This window comes from Serratia sp. CoH_134_PS_4, assembly GCF_058190535.1.
In genome coordinates, this window is the sequence record NZ_JBXWKI010000008.1 from 20,202 (window position 1) to 41,096 (window position 20,895).

The 20,895-nt window shown below is 54.8% G+C and carries 20 protein-coding genes; 15 read left to right on the forward strand and 5 right to left on the reverse strand.

Going from position 1 to position 20,895, the window contains the following annotated elements; translation table 11 throughout:
- Positions 1-2: 2 nt before the first annotated feature.
- The 8 genes from AC2FCQ_RS13865 (at position 3) to modC (ending at position 6,592) form a co-directional block, all read left to right on the forward strand.
- Positions 3-1,004, forward strand: coding sequence for an ABC transporter substrate-binding protein (locus AC2FCQ_RS13865; RefSeq protein WP_490308588.1), 1,002 nt, complete (start codon positions 3-5; stop codon positions 1,002-1,004).
- Position 1,005: 1 nt separating this feature from the next.
- Positions 1,006-1,761 carry a class I SAM-dependent methyltransferase gene (locus tag AC2FCQ_RS13870; protein ID WP_490308587.1) on the forward strand — a complete coding sequence of 252 codons (756 nt, stop codon included), beginning with the start codon at positions 1,006-1,008 and terminating at the stop codon, positions 1,759-1,761.
- A gap of 1 nt (position 1,762) precedes the next feature.
- Positions 1,763-2,812 (forward strand): FecCD family ABC transporter permease, encoded by a 1,050-nt coding sequence (locus AC2FCQ_RS13875; RefSeq protein WP_490308586.1) that lies wholly within the window; start codon positions 1,763-1,765, stop codon positions 2,810-2,812.
- On the forward strand, positions 2,809-3,594 hold the full coding sequence (locus AC2FCQ_RS13880; protein WP_490308585.1) for an ABC transporter ATP-binding protein: 786 nt from the start codon (positions 2,809-2,811) through the stop codon (positions 3,592-3,594). Before AC2FCQ_RS13875 ends, AC2FCQ_RS13880 begins: the two co-directional genes overlap by 4 nt.
- 169 nt (positions 3,595-3,763) lie before the next feature.
- Positions 3,764-3,907, forward strand: a complete 144-nt coding sequence (locus AC2FCQ_RS13885) for an AcrZ family multidrug efflux pump-associated protein (protein ID WP_037421566.1) — start codon at positions 3,764-3,766, stop codon at positions 3,905-3,907.
- A gap of 157 nt (positions 3,908-4,064) precedes the next feature.
- Positions 4,065-4,838, forward strand: a complete 774-nt coding sequence (gene modA, locus AC2FCQ_RS13890; protein WP_265554280.1) for a molybdate ABC transporter substrate-binding protein — start codon at positions 4,065-4,067, stop codon at positions 4,836-4,838.
- The gene (modB, locus tag AC2FCQ_RS13895; RefSeq protein ID WP_209636196.1) at positions 4,835-5,524 is read left to right on the forward strand and encodes a molybdate ABC transporter permease subunit; all 690 of its coding nucleotides are present in this window, start codon (positions 4,835-4,837) and stop codon (positions 5,522-5,524) included. Before modA ends, modB begins: the two co-directional genes overlap by 4 nt.
- On the forward strand, positions 5,525-6,592 hold the full coding sequence (gene modC / locus AC2FCQ_RS13900; protein WP_490308584.1) for a molybdenum ABC transporter ATP-binding protein ModC: 1,068 nt from the start codon (positions 5,525-5,527) through the stop codon (positions 6,590-6,592).
- A 39-nt stretch (positions 6,593-6,631) separates the two neighbouring features.
- Here modC and AC2FCQ_RS13905 read toward each other — a convergent pair whose 3' ends face one another.
- A complete protein-coding gene (locus tag AC2FCQ_RS13905; RefSeq protein ID WP_209636192.1) occupies positions 6,632-7,456 on the reverse strand; it encodes a pyridoxal phosphatase in 825 nt (274 codons plus the stop codon).
- 178 nt (positions 7,457-7,634) lie between these two features.
- Between AC2FCQ_RS13905 and pgl the strand changes: the two genes are divergently transcribed.
- Positions 7,635-8,639, forward strand: coding sequence for a 6-phosphogluconolactonase (pgl, locus tag AC2FCQ_RS13910; protein ID WP_490308582.1), 1,005 nt, complete (start codon positions 7,635-7,637; stop codon positions 8,637-8,639).
- Between the two features lie 300 nt (positions 8,640-8,939).
- Here the strand turns inward: pgl and AC2FCQ_RS13915 are convergent, their stop codons facing one another.
- Positions 8,940-9,422, reverse strand: coding sequence for a kinase inhibitor (locus AC2FCQ_RS13915; RefSeq protein WP_209632188.1), 483 nt, complete (start codon positions 9,420-9,422; stop codon positions 8,940-8,942).
- A 167-nt stretch (positions 9,423-9,589) separates the two neighbouring features.
- Here AC2FCQ_RS13915 and AC2FCQ_RS13920 point away from each other — a divergent pair, with 167 nt between their 5' ends.
- Positions 9,590-10,015 (forward strand): YkvA family protein, encoded by a 426-nt coding sequence (locus AC2FCQ_RS13920; protein WP_209632189.1) that lies wholly within the window; start codon positions 9,590-9,592, stop codon positions 10,013-10,015.
- On the opposite strand, the gene bioA is transcribed toward AC2FCQ_RS13920, so the two are convergent.
- Entirely contained in the window at positions 9,996-11,270 is a 1,275-nt protein-coding gene (gene bioA, locus AC2FCQ_RS13925; RefSeq protein ID WP_490308581.1) for an adenosylmethionine--8-amino-7-oxononanoate transaminase, read from the reverse strand. The genes AC2FCQ_RS13920 and bioA overlap by 20 nt on opposite strands.
- Positions 11,271-11,360: 90 nt before the next feature.
- Between bioA and bioB the strand changes: the two genes are divergently transcribed.
- The 4 genes from bioB to bioD are packed head-to-tail and all read left to right on the forward strand — an operon-like array spanning position 11,361 to position 14,973.
- Positions 11,361-12,398, forward strand: a complete 1,038-nt coding sequence (gene bioB, locus AC2FCQ_RS13930) for a biotin synthase BioB (protein WP_209632191.1) — start codon at positions 11,361-11,363, stop codon at positions 12,396-12,398.
- The gene (bioF, locus tag AC2FCQ_RS13935; RefSeq protein ID WP_209632192.1) at positions 12,398-13,549 is read left to right on the forward strand and encodes an 8-amino-7-oxononanoate synthase; all 1,152 of its coding nucleotides are present in this window, start codon (positions 12,398-12,400) and stop codon (positions 13,547-13,549) included. The genes bioB and bioF overlap by 1 nt, the downstream gene beginning before the upstream one ends.
- Positions 13,533-14,300 (forward strand): malonyl-ACP O-methyltransferase BioC, encoded by a 768-nt coding sequence (gene bioC, locus AC2FCQ_RS13940; RefSeq protein WP_265554262.1) that lies wholly within the window; start codon positions 13,533-13,535, stop codon positions 14,298-14,300. The genes bioF and bioC overlap by 17 nt, the downstream gene beginning before the upstream one ends.
- Positions 14,293-14,973 (forward strand): dethiobiotin synthase, encoded by a 681-nt coding sequence (gene bioD, locus AC2FCQ_RS13945; protein WP_404760135.1) that lies wholly within the window; start codon positions 14,293-14,295, stop codon positions 14,971-14,973. The genes bioC and bioD overlap by 8 nt, the downstream gene beginning before the upstream one ends.
- A gap of 57 nt (positions 14,974-15,030) precedes the next feature.
- Here the strand turns inward: bioD and AC2FCQ_RS13950 are convergent, their stop codons facing one another.
- The gene (locus AC2FCQ_RS13950; protein WP_209632195.1) at positions 15,031-16,662 is read right to left on the reverse strand and encodes a hypothetical protein; all 1,632 of its coding nucleotides are present in this window, start codon (positions 16,660-16,662) and stop codon (positions 15,031-15,033) included.
- A 179-nt stretch (positions 16,663-16,841) separates the two neighbouring features.
- The gene (locus tag AC2FCQ_RS13955) at positions 16,842-17,552 is read right to left on the reverse strand and encodes an ATP-binding cassette domain-containing protein (RefSeq protein ID WP_209632196.1); all 711 of its coding nucleotides are present in this window, start codon (positions 17,550-17,552) and stop codon (positions 16,842-16,844) included.
- A 1,273-nt stretch (positions 17,553-18,825) separates the two neighbouring features.
- Between AC2FCQ_RS13955 and uvrB the strand changes: the two genes are divergently transcribed.
- Positions 18,826-20,838, forward strand: a complete 2,013-nt coding sequence (gene uvrB / locus AC2FCQ_RS13960; protein WP_209632197.1) for an excinuclease ABC subunit UvrB — start codon at positions 18,826-18,828, stop codon at positions 20,836-20,838.
- Positions 20,839-20,895 lie beyond the last annotated feature (57 nt).

Sequence of the window (20,895 nt, forward strand, 5' to 3'; positions counted from 1 at the left end):
CCATGCCATCGATAATCCGCCTGCTGTGCGCACTTGGGCTGGTGATGAGCACGCTGGCACAGGCTACGCCTGTGACGCTAAGCAACTGTGGCCAACAATACCGTTACCCTTCGGTGCCTGAACGCGTGTTGGTGTACGCGAACCCTGCGCTGGAAAATATGCTGGCTCTGGGAGTCGTGGCGCACGTTGTTGGCATTATTGGCTATGACTACGCGCAGGATACTGTGTCCTCTCCGGCGCCCGCAGGATGGAATAAGGCACTGAGTAAGCTGTCGGCCACCGCGCCACCTGCGGCGGAGTCCTTGTTGTTATTGAACCCGGATTTTGTCTACTCGGCCAGCTACTACTGGCTTAACAGCCCGGAAGCCCCGAATCGCGAACGGCTGACAAAGTGGGGGATAGCGACGTATCTCTCGCCCAATGTCTGCGGGGGGCAACAAAGCGCGACAACTTCAACAGCGAGCTTTGACGGCATTTTCGCCGAATTGAGAGAGATTGCCCGCATTTTTAACGTCACTCGCGACGCCGAAACCTTAATCCAGCATCAGCAAGATCGGCTGCGGGAACTCAGGCAACAGGCGGCGTCACTTCCTCGTCAGCGGCTGCTTTGGTGGTATGCCGGTACTCAAACCCCATATGTGGCAGGGTGCTGCGGAGCTCCGGCGCTGCTTACCCGGGAAGTCGGCAGCGAAAATCTGTTTGCCGATCTGGCTGCACTTTGGCCTACCGTCTCATGGGAGACCATCGCTGCCCGCGATCCTGATGTGATTGTACTTGGCGATTTGCCCCGCGGTGGCCTTGGCGACAGCGCCAAAGACAAAATCTATTTTTTAGAACATCACCCGTTAACGGCAACTTTGCGTGCCGTGCGACAAAAACGCTACGTCATTTTGCCCGGTTATGACCTGGATCCTTCGGTCCGTACGGTTCCGGCTTTGCACCGTTTAATCAAGGGCCTGCAGCAACAGGTCTCACCATTGCCCATTCCCAACAAGGAACCCTGATATGTCCTCCCTTTCATTCTCTTCACTGCTGGCCTCATGGGATCAACAACAAGGTGCCTACATCGCCGAGCGGGAAGCGCGTTTCAGTGCACAGTTGGATGTACTGGAACTCTCGGTAGGCCAGGATTTTCATGTGCTGGATCTGGCCTGTGGGCCAGGTTCACTCAGCTTGCGCATCCTTCAACGCTTCCCGAGAGCCAAGGTGACGGCAATGGATTTAGATCCATTATTGCTGGCAATTGCCCGTGGCGCCTTAGCGGAATACGGCGATCGGGTCCGTATCCTTCAGGCCGATCTCGCCGATCCTGACTGTTTTGCATCTCTAGGTGGCTCCGCACCGCAAGCGGCGGTTTCCAGTACCGCACTGCACTGGCTAATGCCGGAACAATTGGGGGTTCTGTATCGTAACATTGTCGAACTATTGCCCGACGGTGGCGTGTTTTTGAATGCGGATCACCAGCGTTTTGATCACCGGCACCCACGCATTAAAACGCTCGCCGAACAGCACGATGACCAGACACAACAGCGGGCGTGGCAAGAGGGGGTTGAAGACTGGGATCAGTGGTTTGCCAAGGTGCAGCAACTGCCTGAGTTGGCACAATACCAGCAACAGAGGGAGAGCCTGTTCGACGGGCGTCCAGTGCCCCCTGCGGTAGCATTGGACTTTCACGTCGCCAGTTTGATACAGGCGGGTTTTAAAGAGGCAGGGTCGGTCTGGCAATGGCTGGATGACTACGTGATTGCAGGCTGGAAATAACATGGATGGGTCCGTACGTCGTCGTTTCACTCGCTTGCCGGGAAGCTCTGGGGGCTGCTGGCTGTTAATGCTCACCCTGGCGTTACCGCTGTTTTTACTGGGTGCGTCTTTGTATGGACCGGCCCCGATATCGCTGCAGGATGCGTGGCATATTTTATTTGCCCCCGGAGCTGCTGATGCCTGCGGAAACACGGATGTCTATCAACGGATAATCTGGTCGCTGAGAATGCCAAGAGCCTTGCTGGCTGCGGTAGCGGGGGCCGGATTGGCGCTGGCCGGTACGCTCCTGCAGTCGCTGACGCGCAACCCACTGGCCGATCCCTGGGTATTGGGGATCTCTTCCGGTGCAGGTGTTGGCGCAGTTCTGGTGCTGGTTTTTGGCGTGGGTGGTGGCTTGCTGTCGGTATCTGGCGGGGCATTTATCGGTGCTGCCGGCGCGTTTGCGCTGGTTTTACTGCTCGGCGGGCGCGCTCTGAATGCGGAGTCATCATTATTTATTCTGGCCGGCGTCGCGGTTACGCAACTGCTGTCTGCCCTGACCTCGCTGATTACCCTGTGGCAAGCGGACGCCAATACCACTCGCGGCGTGATGTTTTGGCTGCTGGGATCTTTTAGTGACGCTCGTTGGCCGCAGGTGGCTCTGATTGCGTTGCTGCTGGTCGTGGCATTATTGATTTGCTGGATGAAGGCAGGGGAGCTGGACGCACTGGCTTTCGGAGGCCTGACCGCGGCCTCTTTGGGGGTGGCGGTGGTGCCACTGAAGCTGCTGCTGTATGTCATTACCATGGCACTGACCGCCGTGATTGTCGCGTTCAGCGGTGCGGTGGGGTTCATCGGTCTGACGGTTCCCCATGTCGCCAGGCTCCTGGTTGGACCGCGCCACCGGCTGTTGCTACCCGCCAGCGCATTGTGCGGTGCGCTGTTTGCCGTTGCAGCAGATACGCTGGCCAGAACCCTGTTCGCACCCCGTGAATTACCGGTTGGAGTACTGACTGCGTTGTTGGGCGTCCCGGTGTTTCTGGCATTGCTCTATCGGAAAATAAACGCATGAGGGCTGAAAACGCTGTATCCGGGTTGCGTGTTGAACATGTGGGGTGGTCAACGCCGGAACATGTGGTGCTGGACGACCTCAGTTTTCAGGCGCGTCCCGGCGAGGTTACCGGCGTATTGGGCGTTAACGGTAGCGGAAAATCCACGCTACTCAAACTGTTGGCAGGGTTGATCCCGCCCAGTCGTGGGCGGATTTATCTGCACGAGACGGATATTGCCACGTTGAAGGGGCACGAGCGGGCTAAACGGATGACGTTCCTCGAGCAGTCTGGCCCCAGCGCCTTTGCCATACCGGTAAAGGACGTGGTGTTGCTTGGGCGCTTGGTGTACGCCAGCCGTTGGGCGGGATTTAGCGCAAAAGATTACCGCATTGCCGGACAGGCAATGGAGCAGGTGGGAATGTCATCGCTTGCTGAGCGAGAATGGCATCAGTTGTCGGGCGGCGAGCAGCAGCGCGTCCATCTGGCGCGCGCATTGGCACAGCAAACGCCATGGCTGCTGCTGGATGAACCCGCTAATCACCTTGATATTGCCCACCAGCAACAGTTTATGGCTTTACTGCGACGTTTGGGTATCAGCGTGGTGGTATCGCTGCACGATCTGAATTTGGCAGCCAATTACTGCGACCGACTGATGCTGTTGAAAGAGGGGCGTTTGCATGCCTTTGGTCCACCGCAGCAGGTGCTAACGCCTGAGACGATTCGCGACGTGTATGCTGTTAATGCCCGCGTGGTATCGGTTAGCGATTATGCCGCACCGTTGATCTATTATCCTGCTCAATAACGTCTATCGGCAGTCGGTATGACGCATCGCTGCACAAATGGCACGTTTGGCCGGTTACAAATGTCGTGCAGCCTTTAAAATAAGCACGTTTTAGTCTGTATTTTGGTTTAAAGTAGAGATTACGTGGCGGTGTTCATTACCGCTCAATGGGCAGTTAAGTGAGGCTACCATGTTGGAATTATTGGAAAGTTTGCTGTTCGCCGTCGTGATGGTACCTATTGTGATGGCTATCATTCTCGGGTTGATCTACGGTTTGGGTGAGGTGTTCAACATTTTCTCCAAAGTGGGCCATTCTAAAGAGAATCGTACCTAGTACCACCCCTTCCTTATACCCGTCGGCGCCGTTCGGCGGGTGTTTCTCAAGTTATGTCCCACTCTGCCGATAAACCGCATGACAAGCTTCTGCGCGACGTTATATTATTTTTTATATAACGAAGAGTGATAATGCACGTTAACTTGCGGAGAAAACAATGAAACAGCAATGGACTAAGTGGGTCGGCGGTATCGTATTGGCATCCGGTATGGTCATGCAGGCGTCTGCGGCAGATAAAATTACCGTTTTTGCAGCAGCATCGCTGACTAACGCGCTGCAGGACATCGCAACCCAGTATCAGAAAGGCAAGGATGTCCAGGTGGTGTCTTCATTCGCCTCGTCCTCCACGCTGGCACGTCAGATTGAGCAGGGCGCTCCCGCTGATTTATTTATCTCTGCCGACCAGCAGTGGATGGACTATGCCATCGACAAACAGCAGATGGTTAAAGACACGCGTTATACCCTGTTGGGTAACGAACTGGTGCTGATCGCCGCTAAAGATGCCAAACAGGCTAAAATTACGCTCGATAAACAAACCGATTGGACAAAACTGCTCAATGGGGGCCGTCTGTCGGTGGGCGATCCGGACCACGTACCGGCCGGTATCTATGCCAAGGAAGCACTGCAAAACCTCGGTGCCTGGACCGCATTAGAACCAAAGCTGGCACGGGCCAACAACGTACGTAGCGCTATGGCGTTAGTGGAGCGCGGCGAAGCGCCGTTGGGCATTGTTTATGGTTCAGACGCGGTAGCCAGTGATAAAGTCAGCGTTGTGGCCATCTTCCCAGAAGACAGCCATAAACCGGTTGAATACCCGATGGCGATCGTTAAAGGTCATCAAACACCGGCCGTTAGTGCGTTCTACAGCTACCTGAAGGGCCCAGAAGCGGCTGCTATTTTCAAACATTATGGATTCTCCCCGCGTAAATGATGTTGAGTGAGTACGAATGGCAGGCGGTAGAGCTGAGCCTGAAAGTGTCCGCCCTGGCGGTGGTGTGCAGCTTGCCCTTTGGCATTTTGATGGCCTGGGTGTTGGTTCGCTGCCGCTTCCCCGGCAAGTCACTGTTGGACAGTATTATTCACCTGCCGTTGGTGCTGCCGCCCGTGGTGGTCGGCTATTTATTGCTGATCGCCATGGGGCGGCGCGGCGTGATTGGCGAATGGCTGTATGACTGGTTCGGTTTCAGTTTCAGCTTCAGTTGGCGTGGCGCTGCCTTGGCTTCTGCGGTGGTGGCATTCCCGCTGATGGTGCGTGCCATTCGGTTGGCGCTGGAAGCGGTGGATACCCGTTTAGAGCAGGCGGCCCGTACGCTTGGCGCTAACCCATGGCGGGTGTTTTTCACCATCACGTTGCCATTATCGTTACCCGGCGTCATTGTTGGCGTGGTACTGGCTTTTGCCCGCTCATTGGGCGAGTTCGGCGCCACCATTACCTTTGTTTCCAATATTCCCGGTGAAACGCGCACCATCCCGCTGGCGATGTATACCCTGATAGAAACGCCGGGGGCAGAAGCCGCCGCTGCGCGCTTGTGTGTGATTGCCATTGTGTTGTCACTGGTTTCACTGATGGTTTCCGAGTGGCTGGCCCGCTGGGGTCGCAAACGGATGGGCGTGTAAATGCTGGAACTGGATTTTTCCCAACGGCTTGGCGATCTGAATCTTAACGTCCGCGCCGATCTGCCCGCCCAGGGCATCACCGCCATCTTTGGTCTGTCTGGCGCAGGTAAAACCTCCTTAATCAACGCCGTCGGCGGTCTGACACCTCTGCAACAGGGGCGCATTGTGCTCAATGGCCGTACGCTGGTGGATACCGATCAGGGGCTTTGTCTGCCGCCGGAAAAACGCCGTATTGGCTATGTGTTTCAGGATGCGCGGCTGTTCCCGCATTACCGGGTGCGCGGCAACCTGCAATACGGCATGGCAGCTGGCATGCGCAAGCAGTTCGACAGCATTGTTGAGCTTTTGGGGATCGGCTCGCTGCTCAATCGTCTTCCGTTGACGTTGTCAGGGGGAGAGAAACAGCGAGTGGCGATTGGTCGCGCTTTGCTGACCGCCCCCGAGCTGCTGTTGATGGATGAACCCTTGGCATCACTGGATCTGCCGCGTAAACGTGAGTTGCTACCCTACCTGGAGCGACTGGCGCAGGACGTCAATATCCCAATCCTCTACGTTAGCCACAGCATGGATGAAATTCTGCAGTTAGCGGAGCAGGTGATGGTGCTGGATAACGGCCAGGTACGGGCATTCGGTGGGCTGGAAGAGGTGTGGGCCAGCAGTGCATTGCGTCCGTGGTTACAGCGTGAAGATCAGAGCAGCGTGTTGCGTGTCAGTGTGATCGAACACCATGCGCGCTATGCGATGACTGCGCTGGCACTGGGTGACCAACGCCTGTGGGTCAGCGGTGTTGACGCCGCATTGGGGGCTCAACTGCGTATACGAATCAATGCCGCCGATGTCTCTTTGGTGTTACAACCGCCGGTCAACAGCAGTATTCGCAACGTTCTGCCCGCCAAGGTGACCGAGTGCCTGGAGGTCGATGGGCAGGTAGAGGTGAAACTGGCGGTAGGGGAAAGCGTACTGTGGGCGCGGATTACGCCATGGGCGCGAGACGAATTGGCGATCCGGCCGGGACAGTGGCTGTATGCACAGGTTAAAAGCGTGTCTATCAGCCGGGAAGCTCGTTGAAAATGCCCTCTCATCTATTTTGGAGAGGGCATGGCATCATTACTGGCCCAGCACACGCGTGCGGATCACCTCGGCGATGCCGGGTTGCAGGTGATCGGCGATCACCAAATCGGCACGTTGTTTGATGGCATCATCGGCATTGCCCATTGCCACACCCAATCCGACCGCTTCCAGCATACTGAGATCGTTGTAGTTATCCCCAAAGGCCACCACCTGATCCATGCTCAGGCCCTGTGACTCGACCCACTGCTGCAGGCGTTTCCCCTTGCTGTTACCGCCTTTGGCGATATCGACCTGATCGTGCCACGACCATTCGCACGCCAACCCCAGTTCTTTTTCCACTGTTTCAGCGAAGTTGCGCAGCGCAGGAATATCGGCATGCGAGGTGGCGAACTTCCAGATGGACTGCGCTTCATCGGCTGCTTGAGCCAGGCTGTTGACCTGCAGCAGTGTTGGGCGTTGCGCCGGTGGCAGGGTTTCCGCCCAGGCTAATGAACGGGTGACGTGGCCACTCGTATCCTGATATAGCATGGCATCGTCAACGTACATCAGACCATGGATATCGCTTTGTTTTAGCATCTGCAGTACCAACCGAGCCTGATCTTTTTCCAGTGGATCGGCAGCCAGCACTTTTTTCTGCTGGAAGTCATACAAATAGGTGCCGTTGCAACAGATTGCTGGGGTGTCTATCTCCAGTGCCTGATAGAACGGATGGATCGCCACATGATGACGACCGGTGACCACCACCACTTTGACGCCGGCGGCACGTGCTTCAGCCAGGGCCGCCAGTGACTGCGGTAAGATGCGTTTTTGGGTGTCCAGCAAGGTGCCATCCAGATCGAGGGCAATGACGCGGTAGCTCATAGGGATCTCATTATCGTTAGCAACAAAATTAAACCGATGGTACACCGGATAAGCGATGGATAAAACCGCACATATTTCATCTATAACACAGGGTTGTTATGTCACGGATGTGAGGTAAGCTAGGGGAAACCGAAAAACCTGAAACCGGTTTCTCTTTTACCCTATGCAAGGAGAACACATGAAGCAAATCGTTTATGTCGCCAGCCCGGAGAGCCAACAAATTCACGTGTGGCAGCTCAGCGATACAGGTGCGTTAGCACTGTTGCAAACCGTTGACGTCCCCGGTCAGGTTCAACCGATGGCGTTCCACCCGGACAGAACACACCTGTATGTGGGCGTGCGTCCGGCTTTCGGTATTGTCAGCTACCGCATTGAGGCGGATGGCACGTTGCAACAGGCCGGTATGGCACCGCTGCCAGGCAGCCCGACTCATATTTCTACCGATTTGCAGGGACGTTACCTGTTCTCCGCATCCTATAGCGGCAACTGCACCAGCATCAGCCCGATCGGCCATGACGGCGTAGTGGTGGCCCCTATCCAGCAGATTGATGGTTTAACCGCGCCGCATTCGGCGAATATCGACCCGACCAATCAGCTGCTGTTGGTTCCCTGCCTGAAAGAAGATCGCATCCGTCTGTTCAATCTGGATCAACAAGGCACCTTGACGCCGCATGCTCAGGAAGCCGTAGCGACTGCCGTTGGCGCTGGTCCGCGTCATATGGCATTCCACCACAATGACAAATATGCCTATTGTGTCAATGAGTTGGATGGCACAGTGGATGTGTTCGCCATCAGCGAAAACGGCGGCAAATATACTCTGGTGCAAACTCTGGACATTATGCCGGCTGATTTCAATGGCACCCGCTGGGCGGCAGATATTCATATCACGCCGAACGGCCGTTTCCTGTACACCAGTGACCGCACTGCCAGCATTTTGACGATTTTCAGTGTGTCCGAAGACGGTAGCACCCTGTCGGTCGTGGGCTACCACCCGACCGAAGAGCAGCCGCGCGGTTTCAATATCGATCACAGTGGGCGCTTTGTGATTTCGTCCGGTCAGAAGTCCGATCATATTGGGGTGTATGAAATCGATCAGGCCAACGGCAAGCTGACTACCCTGGCGCGGTACCCGGTAGGTAAGGGCCCGATGTGGGTCAGCATAGTAGATACCCGTCATACTTGAAGTTGCCTCTGTGTTGGCTGCGTTTGCTCACCCCAGTCACTTACTTGAGTAAGCTCCTGGGGATTTACAAACTTGCCGCGTTACTCGGCAAAGCCTCGCCCCGTTGGGGCCAGCGCAAGCGCTGTTCAACTAAGCCGTGGCTTTGTTGTGATGCAACTCCAATTATTTGGGGTATAGAAAAGGAATATTACGCAAGGTATGACAGGTGGTGATGTAGATTGGCTTTTGCAGTCTCATCTTCATCATATCTATGTCGAGCCAACATTCCCATCGGGGCGGGTATATCCGCCCCGAATCAAATCAGCTGTACGTCACCGTCAGCGTGGCGCTGCCGAGGCTGTGGAAGTGCACGTTAAAGCCGACCAGTGCACCGCTGGAGCCCTCATCCACCTCAATGTTTTCTACATCCAGCGCATGTACAGTGAAGTGGTAGCGGTGGCTTTCGCCCTGTGGGGGAGCCGCGCCGCCATAACCGGCGGAACCAAAATCGGTACGGGTCTGGATAGCCCCGGCCGGTAACCCCCCTTTGCCTGAGCCTGCTCCCTGCGGCAGTTCGCGCGCCGTCGCGGGGATATTGGCGACCACCCAGTGCCACCAGCCAGAGCCGGTCGGCGCATCGGGATCGTAAACCGAAATCACAAAACTCTTGGTGCCTTCCGGCACGCCATCCCAGGCCAGATGCGGAGACAGGTTATCGCCGTGATAACCCATGCCGTTAAAGACCTGAGGCTCCGGCATTTTTGCGCCGTCCTGCAGATCGTTGCTGTACAAACGAAAAGCCATGGTGACTCCCAGTTGTCGGTAAAAGCAGAGCCCCTAAGCTAGATCGTTTTGCCGGAACAACACAAGCATCATTGTATCTCGCCAGCTGTGTCACCAATGGGTTACCATAATTAACGCCGAGGCTACAAACTCGACATCTACAATTCACAGAACGATATAAAGTAACCATGATTTCATTAAAAAAACGCACGCCGTGGTTTGGCTGGCTGCGCCGCTGGGCCAAGGGCATTAAGCGCGACATTTATGCACTGTGGTTGGCGGCCCGTGACCGGCGCACGCCATGGTATGCAAAATTGATTGCCCTGTTGGTTGCGGGTTATGCCGTGTCGCCTATCGATCTGATCCCGGATTTTATCCCGGTGTTGGGCTATCTGGACGACGTGATCATCGTGCCGCTGGGCATCATGCTGGCGGTACGCCTGATCCCCCGGCCACTGATGGCGGAATTTCGTGAGAAAGCACAGCGGCGTATCGATAATCCTACCGGCCGCATGGCGGCAGCCATGATTATTGCGCTGTGGGTGTTATGTCTGGTGATGCTGGCCCGCTATTTGGACCAGCATTGGGAATCGATTACTGCACCGCTGCCGTGATGGCGGAGGTCAACTGGCTGAGCTGATCGGGTTCAATGATGTATGGCGGCATCAAATAAATCAGTTTACCGAATGGCCGGATCCACACGCCACGTTCAACGAACCCACGCTGTAGCTGTGCCACATCTACGGATTCACGCATTTCCACCACGCCGATAGCCCCCAATACTCGCACATCCGCCACTTTTGGCAGTGACTTCAGCGGTAATAGCTGCTGTTTCAACTGGGTTTCGATAGCGGCGACCTGCTGTTGCCAGCGATTTTCCGCCAGCAGTGACAGGCTGGCGTTGGCCACCGCACAGGCCAGCGGGTTACCCATAAAGGTGGGGCCGTGCATAAAGCAGCCTGCCGCGCCGTTACTGATGGTTTCCGCCACATGGCGGGTGGTCAGGGTGGCGGACAGCGTCATATAGCCGCCCGTCAGCGCTTTGCCCAAGCACAGAATATCCGGCACCACGTCGGCATGCTCACAGGCGAACAGTTTGCCCGTGCGCCCGAAGCCGGTGGCGATTTCGTCGGCAATAAGCAGCACTTGATGGCGATCGCAGAGTTCACGGACTCGCTTGAGGTAGGTCGGATGGTAAATACGCATGCCACCGGCTCCCTGAACCACGGGCTCCAGGATCACCGCGGCCACTTCTCCGGCGTGCTGTTCCAACAGCGCGGCGAACGGCGCGATATCATTTTCATCCCAGGCTTGGTCGAAACCGCATTGCGGCGCAGTAGCAAACAGGTGTGGCGCGAGGTAGCCTTGGTACAGGCTGTGCATTGAATTGTCAGGATCGCACACCGACATCGCACCGAAAGTATCGCCGTGATAGCCATGCCGCAGGGTCAGAATACGCTGCCGCTTTTCCCCACGCGCCTGCCAATATTGCAGCGCCATCTTCAGCGAGACTTCCACCGACACCGAACCGGAATCGGCCAGAAACACACACTGCAACGCTTCCGGCGTCATATCCACCAGCTTGCGACACAGAGCAATCGCAGAGGGATGGGTAATGCCACCGAACATCACATGTGACATTTTTTCCAGCTGCTGCGTGGCTGCCTGATTCAGTTGTGGGTGGTTATAGCCGTGGATTGCCGCCCACCAGGAAGACATGCCGTCAACCAAACGACGGCCATCTGCCAGTTGTAGCTCAACGCCGCTGGCGGACTCTACGGGGTAACAGGGGAGCGGATGGCTCATTGACGTGTACGGGTGCCAAATGTGGCGCTGGTCAAATTCGAGGTCGGCAGCAGTGATAGACATACTTGTAAACCAAATCGTTTTCGTAATGGTTGACAGTATATCCACAATATCTAAACTGACGACACTTTTTTCATTTTTGGAGACGCCGTGATGGCCGATCGCATTCACTGGACAGTGGGTCTTGCCCAGACCCTGTTTGATAAACCCCTGCTTGAGCTGTTGTTTGAAGCACAGACTGTCCACCGCCAGCATTTTGACCCGCGTCAGGTGCAGGTGAGCACGCTGTTATCAATCAAAACAGGTGCCTGCCCGGAAGACTGCAAATATTGCCCGCAAAGTTCACGTTACAAAACGGGCCTGGAGTCTGAACGGTTGATGCAGGTGGAGCAGGTGCTGGAGTCTGCACGTAAGGCCAAGGCGAATGGGTCGACGCGTTTCTGCATGGGGGCGGCGTGGAAAAACCCGCATGAGCGCGATATGCCTTACTTGCAACAGATGGTGCAAGGGGTGAAGGCGATGGGCATGGAAACCTGCATGACGCTGGGCACGCTGGACGGCACCCAGGCGGAACGGTTGGCAGAGGCGGGGTTGGACTATTACAACCACAACCTGGACACCTCGCCGGAATTCTACGGCAGCATTATCACCACCCGCAGCTACCAGGAACGTCTGGATACGCTGGGCAAGGTACGCGGAGCGGGCATTAAAGTGTGTTCTGGCGGCATTGTTGGGTTGGGCGAGACGGTTCGCGACCGCGCCGGGTTGTTGGTGCAGTTGGCCAATTTGCCAACCCCGCCTGAAAGTGTGCCGATCAACATGTTGGTGAAGGTAAAAGGTACGCCACTGGCGGACAACGAAGACGTCGATCCTTTTGATTTTATCCGCACTATCGCAGTTGCACGCATCATGATGCCGGGTTCATACGTACGCCTTTCTGCCGGGCGTGAGCAAATGAACGAGCAAACCCAGGCGATGTGCTTTATGGCTGGTGCCAACTCCATCTTCTATGGCTGTAAATTGCTGACGACACCTAATCCGGAAGAGGATAAAGATCTGCAATTGTTCCGTAAGCTGGGCTTGAACCCGCAGCAGACCGAAACCGAGCATGGCGACAACCAGCAACAAGAAGTGCTGGCTGCACGACTGATGCAGGCCGATACCGCTGAGTTCTATAACGCGGCGCTGTAATGAGCTGGCAACAACGAATTGAACAGGCGCTGGATGAGCGGCAACAGAGTGCTGCTTATCGGCGCCGGCAGGTTAATCAGGGCGGCAATAGCCGCCATATTCAGCTTAACGGCGAGCGCTACCTAAATTTTTCCGGCAACGACTACCTTGGCCTGAGCCAGGACGCGCGAGTGATCGCCGCCTGGCAGCAGGGCGCGCAGCAGTATGGTGTCGGCTCTGGCGGCTCTGGCCACGTAACGGGGTTCTCTGCGGCGCATCAGGTGCTGGAACAACAATTGGCGGAATGGCTCGGCTATCCCCGTGCGCTGCTGTTTATTTCTGGCTATGCCGCAAATCAGGCACTGCTTGCGGCGTTGATGCAAGCAGAGGACCGCATTTTAGCGGACCGCCTTAGCCATGCCTCGCTGTTGGAAGCCGCGGCGCATTCTCCCGCCCAGTTGCGGCGTTTCCGCCACAATCAGCCGCAAGCATTAGCCGATTTGCTGACGAAATCCTGCGGTGGCCAAACGTTGGCGGTCACTGAAGGCGTTTTCAGCATGGACGGTGACAGTGCGCCATTGGTAGAGCTGCAACGTTTGACCCGCCAAGCGGGCGCCTGGCTGATGGTCGACGATGCGCACGGTATTGGCGTTCAGGGTGAACAAGGGCGTGGCAGTTGCTGGCAGCAAGGGGTGCGACCGGAATTGCTGGTGGTCACCTTTGGCAAAGCTTTTGGCCTCAGTGGGGCAGCCGTGCTGTGCGATGAAGCCACGGCCGAATACCTGCTGCAGTTTGCCCGCCATTTGATTTACAGCACGGCAATGCCACCGGCACAGGCCTGCGCACTGCAAGCGGCTTTGCACTGCATCCAGCAGGGCGACGAACTACGCGCCAGATTGCAGGACAACATTCAACGTTTCCGCCAGGGGGCAGCTCAGTTATCGCTTACCCTGACGGCGTCGGTTACTGCCATTCAGCCGCTGCTGGTTGGCGATAACCAGCGTGCACTCGATCTGGCACAGCACTTGCGTGCGCAAGGCCTGTGGGTGAGTGCTATCCGTCCGCCAACGGTGCCGCCAGGTAGCGCGCGTCTGCGCATTACCCTGACGGCGGCACATCAAGCGCAGGATATTGACCGGTTGTTGGAGGTATTGCATGACGTCAGCGTTTGAGCCGGTTAATAAGCACGCCGTAGCCTCGGCTTTCAGCCGTGCGGCGGGCAGTTATGACGCTGCAGCGGTGTTGCAACGTGATGTTGGTGAGCGCTTGCTGGGGATGGGGCAGGAGCACCGCGGTGAGCAATTGCTCGATGCGGGCTGTGGCACCGGTCACTTCAGCCGTCGTTGGCGTGCATTGGGCAAACAGGTCACTGCGCTCGATCTGGCTCCGGGCATGTTGGCGTTTGCTCGCCAGCAACAGGCGGCGGATCATTACCTGCTGGGGGATATCGAAAACGTACCGCTTCCCGCGGAGGCAGTGGATATGTGCTTTAGCAGCCTGGTCGTCCAATGGTGCAACGATCTGCCGCGTGCGTTAGCGGAGTTATACCGCGTCACGCGCCCAGGCGGCATGATTCTGTTTTCAACCCTGGCGGCTGGCTCGTTACGTGAGTTAGGCGACGCCTGGCAGCAGGTGGACGGCGAACGCCATGTGAATGATTTCCTGCCGTTGGCGCAGATCGCGTCGGCCTGTGCAGACTATCGTCACCGTCTGGACGTGGAATGGCAAACCCTGAACTATCCGGATGTCATGGCGCTGATGCGATCGCTCAAAGGGATCGGGGCGACCCATTTGCATCAAGGCCGCGAGGCCGGGCTGCTGTCTCGCCGGCGGCTTGCGGCCTTACAGGCGGCCTACCCCTGTCAACATGGGCTATTTCCGCTGAGTTATCATCTGGTTTATGGAGTAATTTATCGTGATTAAGCGTTGGTTTGTCACCGGGACCGATACCGAAGTCGGCAAAACGGTGGCGAGCAGTGCCTTGCTGCAGGCCGCCAATCTGGCGGGTTACCGCACTGCGGGTTACAAGCCGGTGGCTTCCGGCAGTGAAATGACTGACGAGGGATTGCGCAACAGTGATGCGTTGGCATTGCAGGCTAACAGTGCGGTGGCGCTGAGCTACCACGAAGTGAACCCTTACGTTTTTGCCGAACCGACGTCACCGCATATTGTCAGCGCTGATGAAGGCCGACCGATCGAACTGGCGCAGCTTTCTGCTGGATTACGTCATTTGGAACAGAAAGCAGACTGGCTGCTAACGGAAGGGGCAGGGGGCTGGTTTACACCACTTTGCGAGCAATATACCTTTGCGGACTGGGTACAGCAGGAACAGCTGCCGGTGATTTTGGTGGTGGGTATTAAACTGGGCTGCATTAACCATGCAATGCTGACCGCGCAGGCGATTCAGCAGGCAGGGCTGTCGCTGGTCGGCTGGATTGCCAATGACGTCAGTGCGCCGGGCCGCCGGCATCAAGAATATCTGACTACGCTGCGCCGCAGGTTGCCTGCACCGTTATTGGGCGAGATCCCACATCTGCCTGAACCTGAACGACAAGCGTTGGGGCATTACCTGGATTTGAGCGTTTTATCCCTTTGAGTGTTAAATCCTCCGTCCATGGACTCGCCATGGACGGAGATAACCTGATTTACTGTTTTACATGGCGGTGATGCAAGCATTATCGAGGTAAAGCACCCCGTTTTTCGCTAACGCATACAAATTGAAAGACAAGATGACATGGGTTGCCCAAACCGGCACTTTTCGTCTGTTGCTGTTAAAACGATACTCTTTGAACTCGGCATAGTCAGTGACCCTGAGCGTGCCGTCCCAGGCGGCGGTATCCGATTTGGCGATGATTGATACGCCGTTGCCTTCCGTTTCCTGAATGCAGGCATACTGGAGTGAGCTATAGATATTGCTGGTGCCGCCATTCAGTATTTTCATCGTAAAACAGGCACCGAGTTGTTCATATTGCGAAACGGGAACAACCAACTGCACGCCCGCCCTGGAATTGGTATTGCCCAGTTTGGTCACTTTTAGTGCATTGCTGCCGTTAATGCCTGCCCCTGATTCGATGGCGAGAGTAATGGCATCTGAAGTGAAAGGATCGTTGATATTACCGCCGGAGACTTCCCAGCCAAAGGGTTTGGTGGTAAATGAAAAATTGCCGTCCTTTATTTTGTTATTGTTCTCCGTGGTCAAGGTTTGAATACCGGCACCCGCGCCGCCGCCGTCGAGACGGCTATTGCTAATCACGAAGTCGCCGGTGCCGCCGAAATAACGACCGGTCAGGGTTCTTACCCCATAGAATTTAACGTTTTCGACAATGATTCCGCTGCTACCCGTTTCGGCGTAGAAACAATAGTCTTGAGGCAAAGAGCCTTTCAGCGTGATGATCTCTCCACCTTGAATGAGTAATGAAGCATTCTGGTTAGCACTACAGCGGAATGGGATATCTGTGATTAGGCTGTTTTCATTGTTGAACTCGATATGACAGCCGTGCAATTCGACGCTGCCGGCTTTCACATTCACAATGGCACTGGCGTAATCTATTGATGTTCCAAAGAAACGAAATGCACCGTTAGGATTCTGGTTGCCGATAGCAAGCCCTTGCGAATTACCAAGGGTACCGCCAAAGAAATTGATACCTTCCCCAAAGTTTTTAGCCCCAGAGTCAGCGTGTGGCATATGTACGCATTCAAAGCAGCGGACGATCTCACAGGCATAGTGATGTCCAATATAGGCGTTGGTACCAAAATACATGCCGTAATAAAAACCGGAAATATAAACGCTGCTTACGGCGAAGTTTCCCAGCAAACTTTCCGGTGATTGAAAAATGATCCCATCAATAAAATTATACACTGGAGGCTGACCCTCCACTTCGGGTTGTTTTGCTCCTATTCCTTTGACAGTAAAGTTTTTCAGGATAGGTGCTGGACGAATGGGGATCCCATTATCCAATGCGAGAGACGTTGCGTAGCAACGCATAAAGTAGTTGTGATCGCTTTCAGTACCACCTGGAATATTAGTGGTAATTTTTACGCCATTACCGTCGATATAAACGAAGCCTACGTCGATATCGGTCTTGGGCGCGACCCATTCCTCAAAGGGCGCAGTGAATTTGACGATTGCTGGTCTTTTTAATGTGTCTTTAATGAAGGTTTGCGCTTTGATCAGTTCGTCACGTGACTTGACGTAAATGCCTTCCACATCGAGGCGTTCTTTTAACGTCCAGTGCTTATTGTCCAGATCGCTATATTGAATAAATTGTGCGTCATTATCAGCCATGGTCTAACCCTCAATTCAAGTTTAAATGGTGTGAAAACCCGTTGAATATGAAGGGAAGGCTTGGCAGTCGCCAGACGGCATGGTTCTGTCAGTGTTGGTACAACAGCGGGTGTCCTTAGCAAAGCACCCGTTCTCGATCTTCAATAAGAAGTGGGGCGAAATATTTCACGCCCCGCCTGTCACACTGCCAAATAGGCATTGATCAATTCCTCATCCAACTGTTCCAGTGTGCCATCTGCCACACTGCGTCCCTGATCCATGAGGCAAAAACGATCCGCTACGCGACGAACAAACGGCAGTTTGTGCTCGACTAACAGGATAGTCATACCCAGTTCGCGGTTAAGTTTACGAATCACGTTAGCGATGTCGCCAGCGATCGTCGGCTGAACGCCGTGAGTGGGTTCATCGAGTATCAGTAACTCGGGTTCCAGTACCAGGGCACGGCCAATCGCCAGCTGTTGTTGTTCACCGTCGCCTAAGTCGCCGGCGCGGCGACTGCGCATTTCCCGCAGGTTGGGGAACAGGGCGTAAATCAATGGCGGAATACGGCGGGTCTTATCGCGGCCGGCCATGAGTGCTACCTGCAGATTTTCTTCTACGCTGAGTTGAGAAAAGATCTGCCGGCCCTGGGGTACATAGCTGATTCCCAGAGCGGCTCGGGTTTCAACCGGTTGCTGTAATAGATTCTGCGGAGGTTCGCCGGCCAATTGCCAGGTCATGCTGCCACTGACGACAGGCAAGTGACCCATAATACAGTTGACCAATGTGGTTTTTCCCACGCCGTTACGGCCAATCAGCACCGTACATTGGCCGCGTTGCAGCTCAAGATTGATGTCCCAAAGGGTGTGATTTTGGCCGTAGAACTGATTTACTGCCCTTAAACTCAACATTTGGCATTTCTCCTCAAAGACCTGTATTCCACTCGTGGATGTACGCCCCCTTGGGGCGCTGGCGGAACGTCCCCTCAACGGGCCGCGCTGTTCGCACCGGGTAGTGCGACAGGACGACCGGCGCAGGAACGTTAATCGAACTCTCTACTTCCTTGTTTTTTCCAATCCTTGTTGCCGTTTCCGCGTTTGCGGTTTCTTTCCCGAGTGTCTTAATGTCCAGAATAAAATGCTGTTAAGCTACCTTTAATTAGGTAGTTAGGTTCAGGCTTAAATCAGCAATAGGGAGCCAAAAATGGTGGCTAATAGCTGTTTATCAGCGTTCTTTTGTTTTTTACACGCAAATGATGGCTATTTCGTGCTGCCTTTTGAGTGAACGGATAGCCGATCACTTCCCCGTTCATTAGTGGATATTTATCCCGGTAGTTATTGGGTATGCAAAGGTAATGCAAGCTATGGGCCAACTTTTAAAATCAGTTAAAAATGAGGGATTGTTATTGCCTTGTTAACGGCTGGCCGGGCTAAGGCAAGGGTGTTGAACAAGTGAGAAAAGCGGGGGAAAGTTAACGCGGACGATTTTTGCACTCTTCCAGTGCTCTGCAGAATGGTTATGGTGCAAGCTGTTTCGGCGGTTGTGGAAAGATGCAACAGGTGACGGCAACAATGAGATAAATCTGTTTTTGGCAATGGGGCTTTTTAGCATTAATCGGCATAAACAAAGCGATATTTCTGTGAAAAAATAACTAAAAAAGCCGTTCAGGCAATGAGAAATGGCAAAAAGCGTTCTTTCTGCAACTCCCGTCGCTGGCGGGGCGGTGAGAGTTATCCACTATTCCTGTGGATAACCTTGTGCATTAGATTTAGAAAAGCGGTTTGAAGCGAGAGCTGACGCGGGTTCTGTTCGCTTTGTCCGCAATCTCGTCTTTTTTATAAATTAGTTATTTATCAATAAATTAACTAAAATCAAGCGGCCAATGTATTGATGAAGTCTCTATGTATGATTTTTCACCGCAGTGCTATCAATAAGTTAATTCGTGGCGGATTTTGGGGATAAATCTGTTATTGACAATAAAAATGTCACGCCGCTGTAACCCTGCCGGTGCATTCCGCCTGGTTTGACGCACGCAAAACAGACGAATCGCTTGAAGCTGGTTTTATATCCAGTATCATAGGCACTGGCGAAAATCGCCGGGGCTTTCCATAATTAGAGGCCATTCATCGAGCATCAGCTCTATGGCCGCCTGAGCGCGCACATCTCCACAGGGTAGCCGAGTCAATGAGTAAAATTTTCAAACTGCATTCTGATTTCAAACCGGCCGGCGATCAGCCGCAAGCCATCAGTAAGCTGGAAGAGGGCCTGGAAGACGGCCTGGCTCACCAGACGCTGTTGGGCGTTACCGGTTCGGGTAAGACCTTCACTATCGCCAATGTGATCGCCGATCTGAACCGGCCAACCATGGTGCTGGCACCCAACAAAACGCTGGCGGCACAGCTTTACGGCGAGATGAAAGAGTTCTTTCCCGAGAATGCGGTCGAGTATTTTGTTTCTTACTACGACTACTACCAACCCGAAGCCTACGTCCCGAGTTCCGACACGTTTATTGAGAAAGACGCCGCGGTGAATGAACACATCGAACAAATGCGCCTTTCTGCGACTAAAGCGTTGCTGGAGCGTCGTGACGTTATCGTGGTGGCGTCGGTGTCCGCGATCTACGGCTTGGGCGATCCGGATCTGTACCTGAAGATGATGCTGCATTTGACCAAAGGCATGATTATCGATCAGCGTTCGATTCTGCGCCGCTTGGCAGAGCTGCAATATACCCGTAACGATCAGGCCTTCCAGCGTGCAACTTTCCGCGTACGTGGCGAGGTGATCGATATTTTCCCGGCTGAATCAGACGAGTTGGCGCTGCGCATTGAGCTGTTTGACGAAGAAGTTGAACGGCTTTCGCTGTTTGATCCCTTGACCGGGCAGATCGAGCAGATAGTGCAGCGCTTTACCATTTATCCAAAGTCGCACTACGTGACGCCGCGTGAGCGGATCCTGCAGGCGATGGAAGAGATCAAAGTGGATCTGGCCGAGCGGCGAAAGGTGTTGCTGGCCAACAATAAGCTGCTGGAAGAACAACGTTTGACGCAACGCACCCAGTTTGATCTGGAGATGATGAACGAACTGGGCTATTGCTCCGGCATTGAAAACTACTCGCGCTATCTGTCAGGGCGTGGAGAAGGCGAGCCGCCCCCAACGCTGTTTGATTATTTACCGGCGGATGGCCTGCTGGTGGTCGACGAATCCCACGTCACCATTCCGCAAATCGGGGCCATGTTCAAGGGCGACCGTTCGCGTAAGGAAACCTTGGTCGAATACGGTTTCCGTCTGCCTTCGGCACTGGACAACCGCCCGCTGCGTTTTGAAGAATTTGAAGCACTGGCTCCGCAGACGATTTATGTGTCAGCTACGCCAGGCAAGTATGAGCTGGAGAAATCCGGTGATGACATCATCGATCAGGTTGTGCGGCCGACTGGGCTACTGGATCCTCAGATAGAAGTGCGGCCTGTGACGACGCAGGTGGATGACCTGCTTTCCGAGATCCGTAAGCGGGTGGCGATCAACGAACGCGTGTTGGTCACCACCTTGACCAAACGCATGGCGGAAGACCTGACGGAATACCTGGAAGAACACGGTGAGCGCGTACGTTACCTGCATTCGGACATTGATACCGTAGAACGTGTCGAAATCATTCGTGACCTGCGCCTGGGCGAGTTTGATGTGCTGGTGGGTATCAACTTACTGCGTGAGGGGTTGGACATGCCTGAGGTGTCACTGGTGGCGATTTTGGACGCCGATAAAGAAGGCTTCCTGCGTTCTGAACGTTCGTTAATCCAGACCATTGGCCGTGCGGCGCGTAACCTGAACGGCAAGGCGATTCTTTACGGCGACAGAATTACCGACTCAATGGCCAGGGCGATCGGCGAGACTGAACGCCGCCGCGCCAAACAGCAGGCGTTCAACGAAGAAAACGGCATTGTGCCACAGGGCCTGAACAAGAAAATTTCCGATATTCTGCAGCTGGGCAAACCGGGTAATCGCGGTAAAGGCCGAGGGAAGGGCAAGGCGGCGGAAAATACCGAGCAATACCAGAACCTCACGCCGAAAGCGCTGGATCAAAAAATCCGCGAGCTGGAAGCGCAGATGTACACCCACGCACAGAACCTTGAGTTCGAACAGGCGGCGGGCTTGCGCGACGAGATTCACCAGCTGCGCGAGCAGTTTATCGCTATTTCGTGACCGGTTGGGGCGCCGCGGAGCGCGGCGCTGCCAAACATAAAGTCCTTGTCGCTCCCG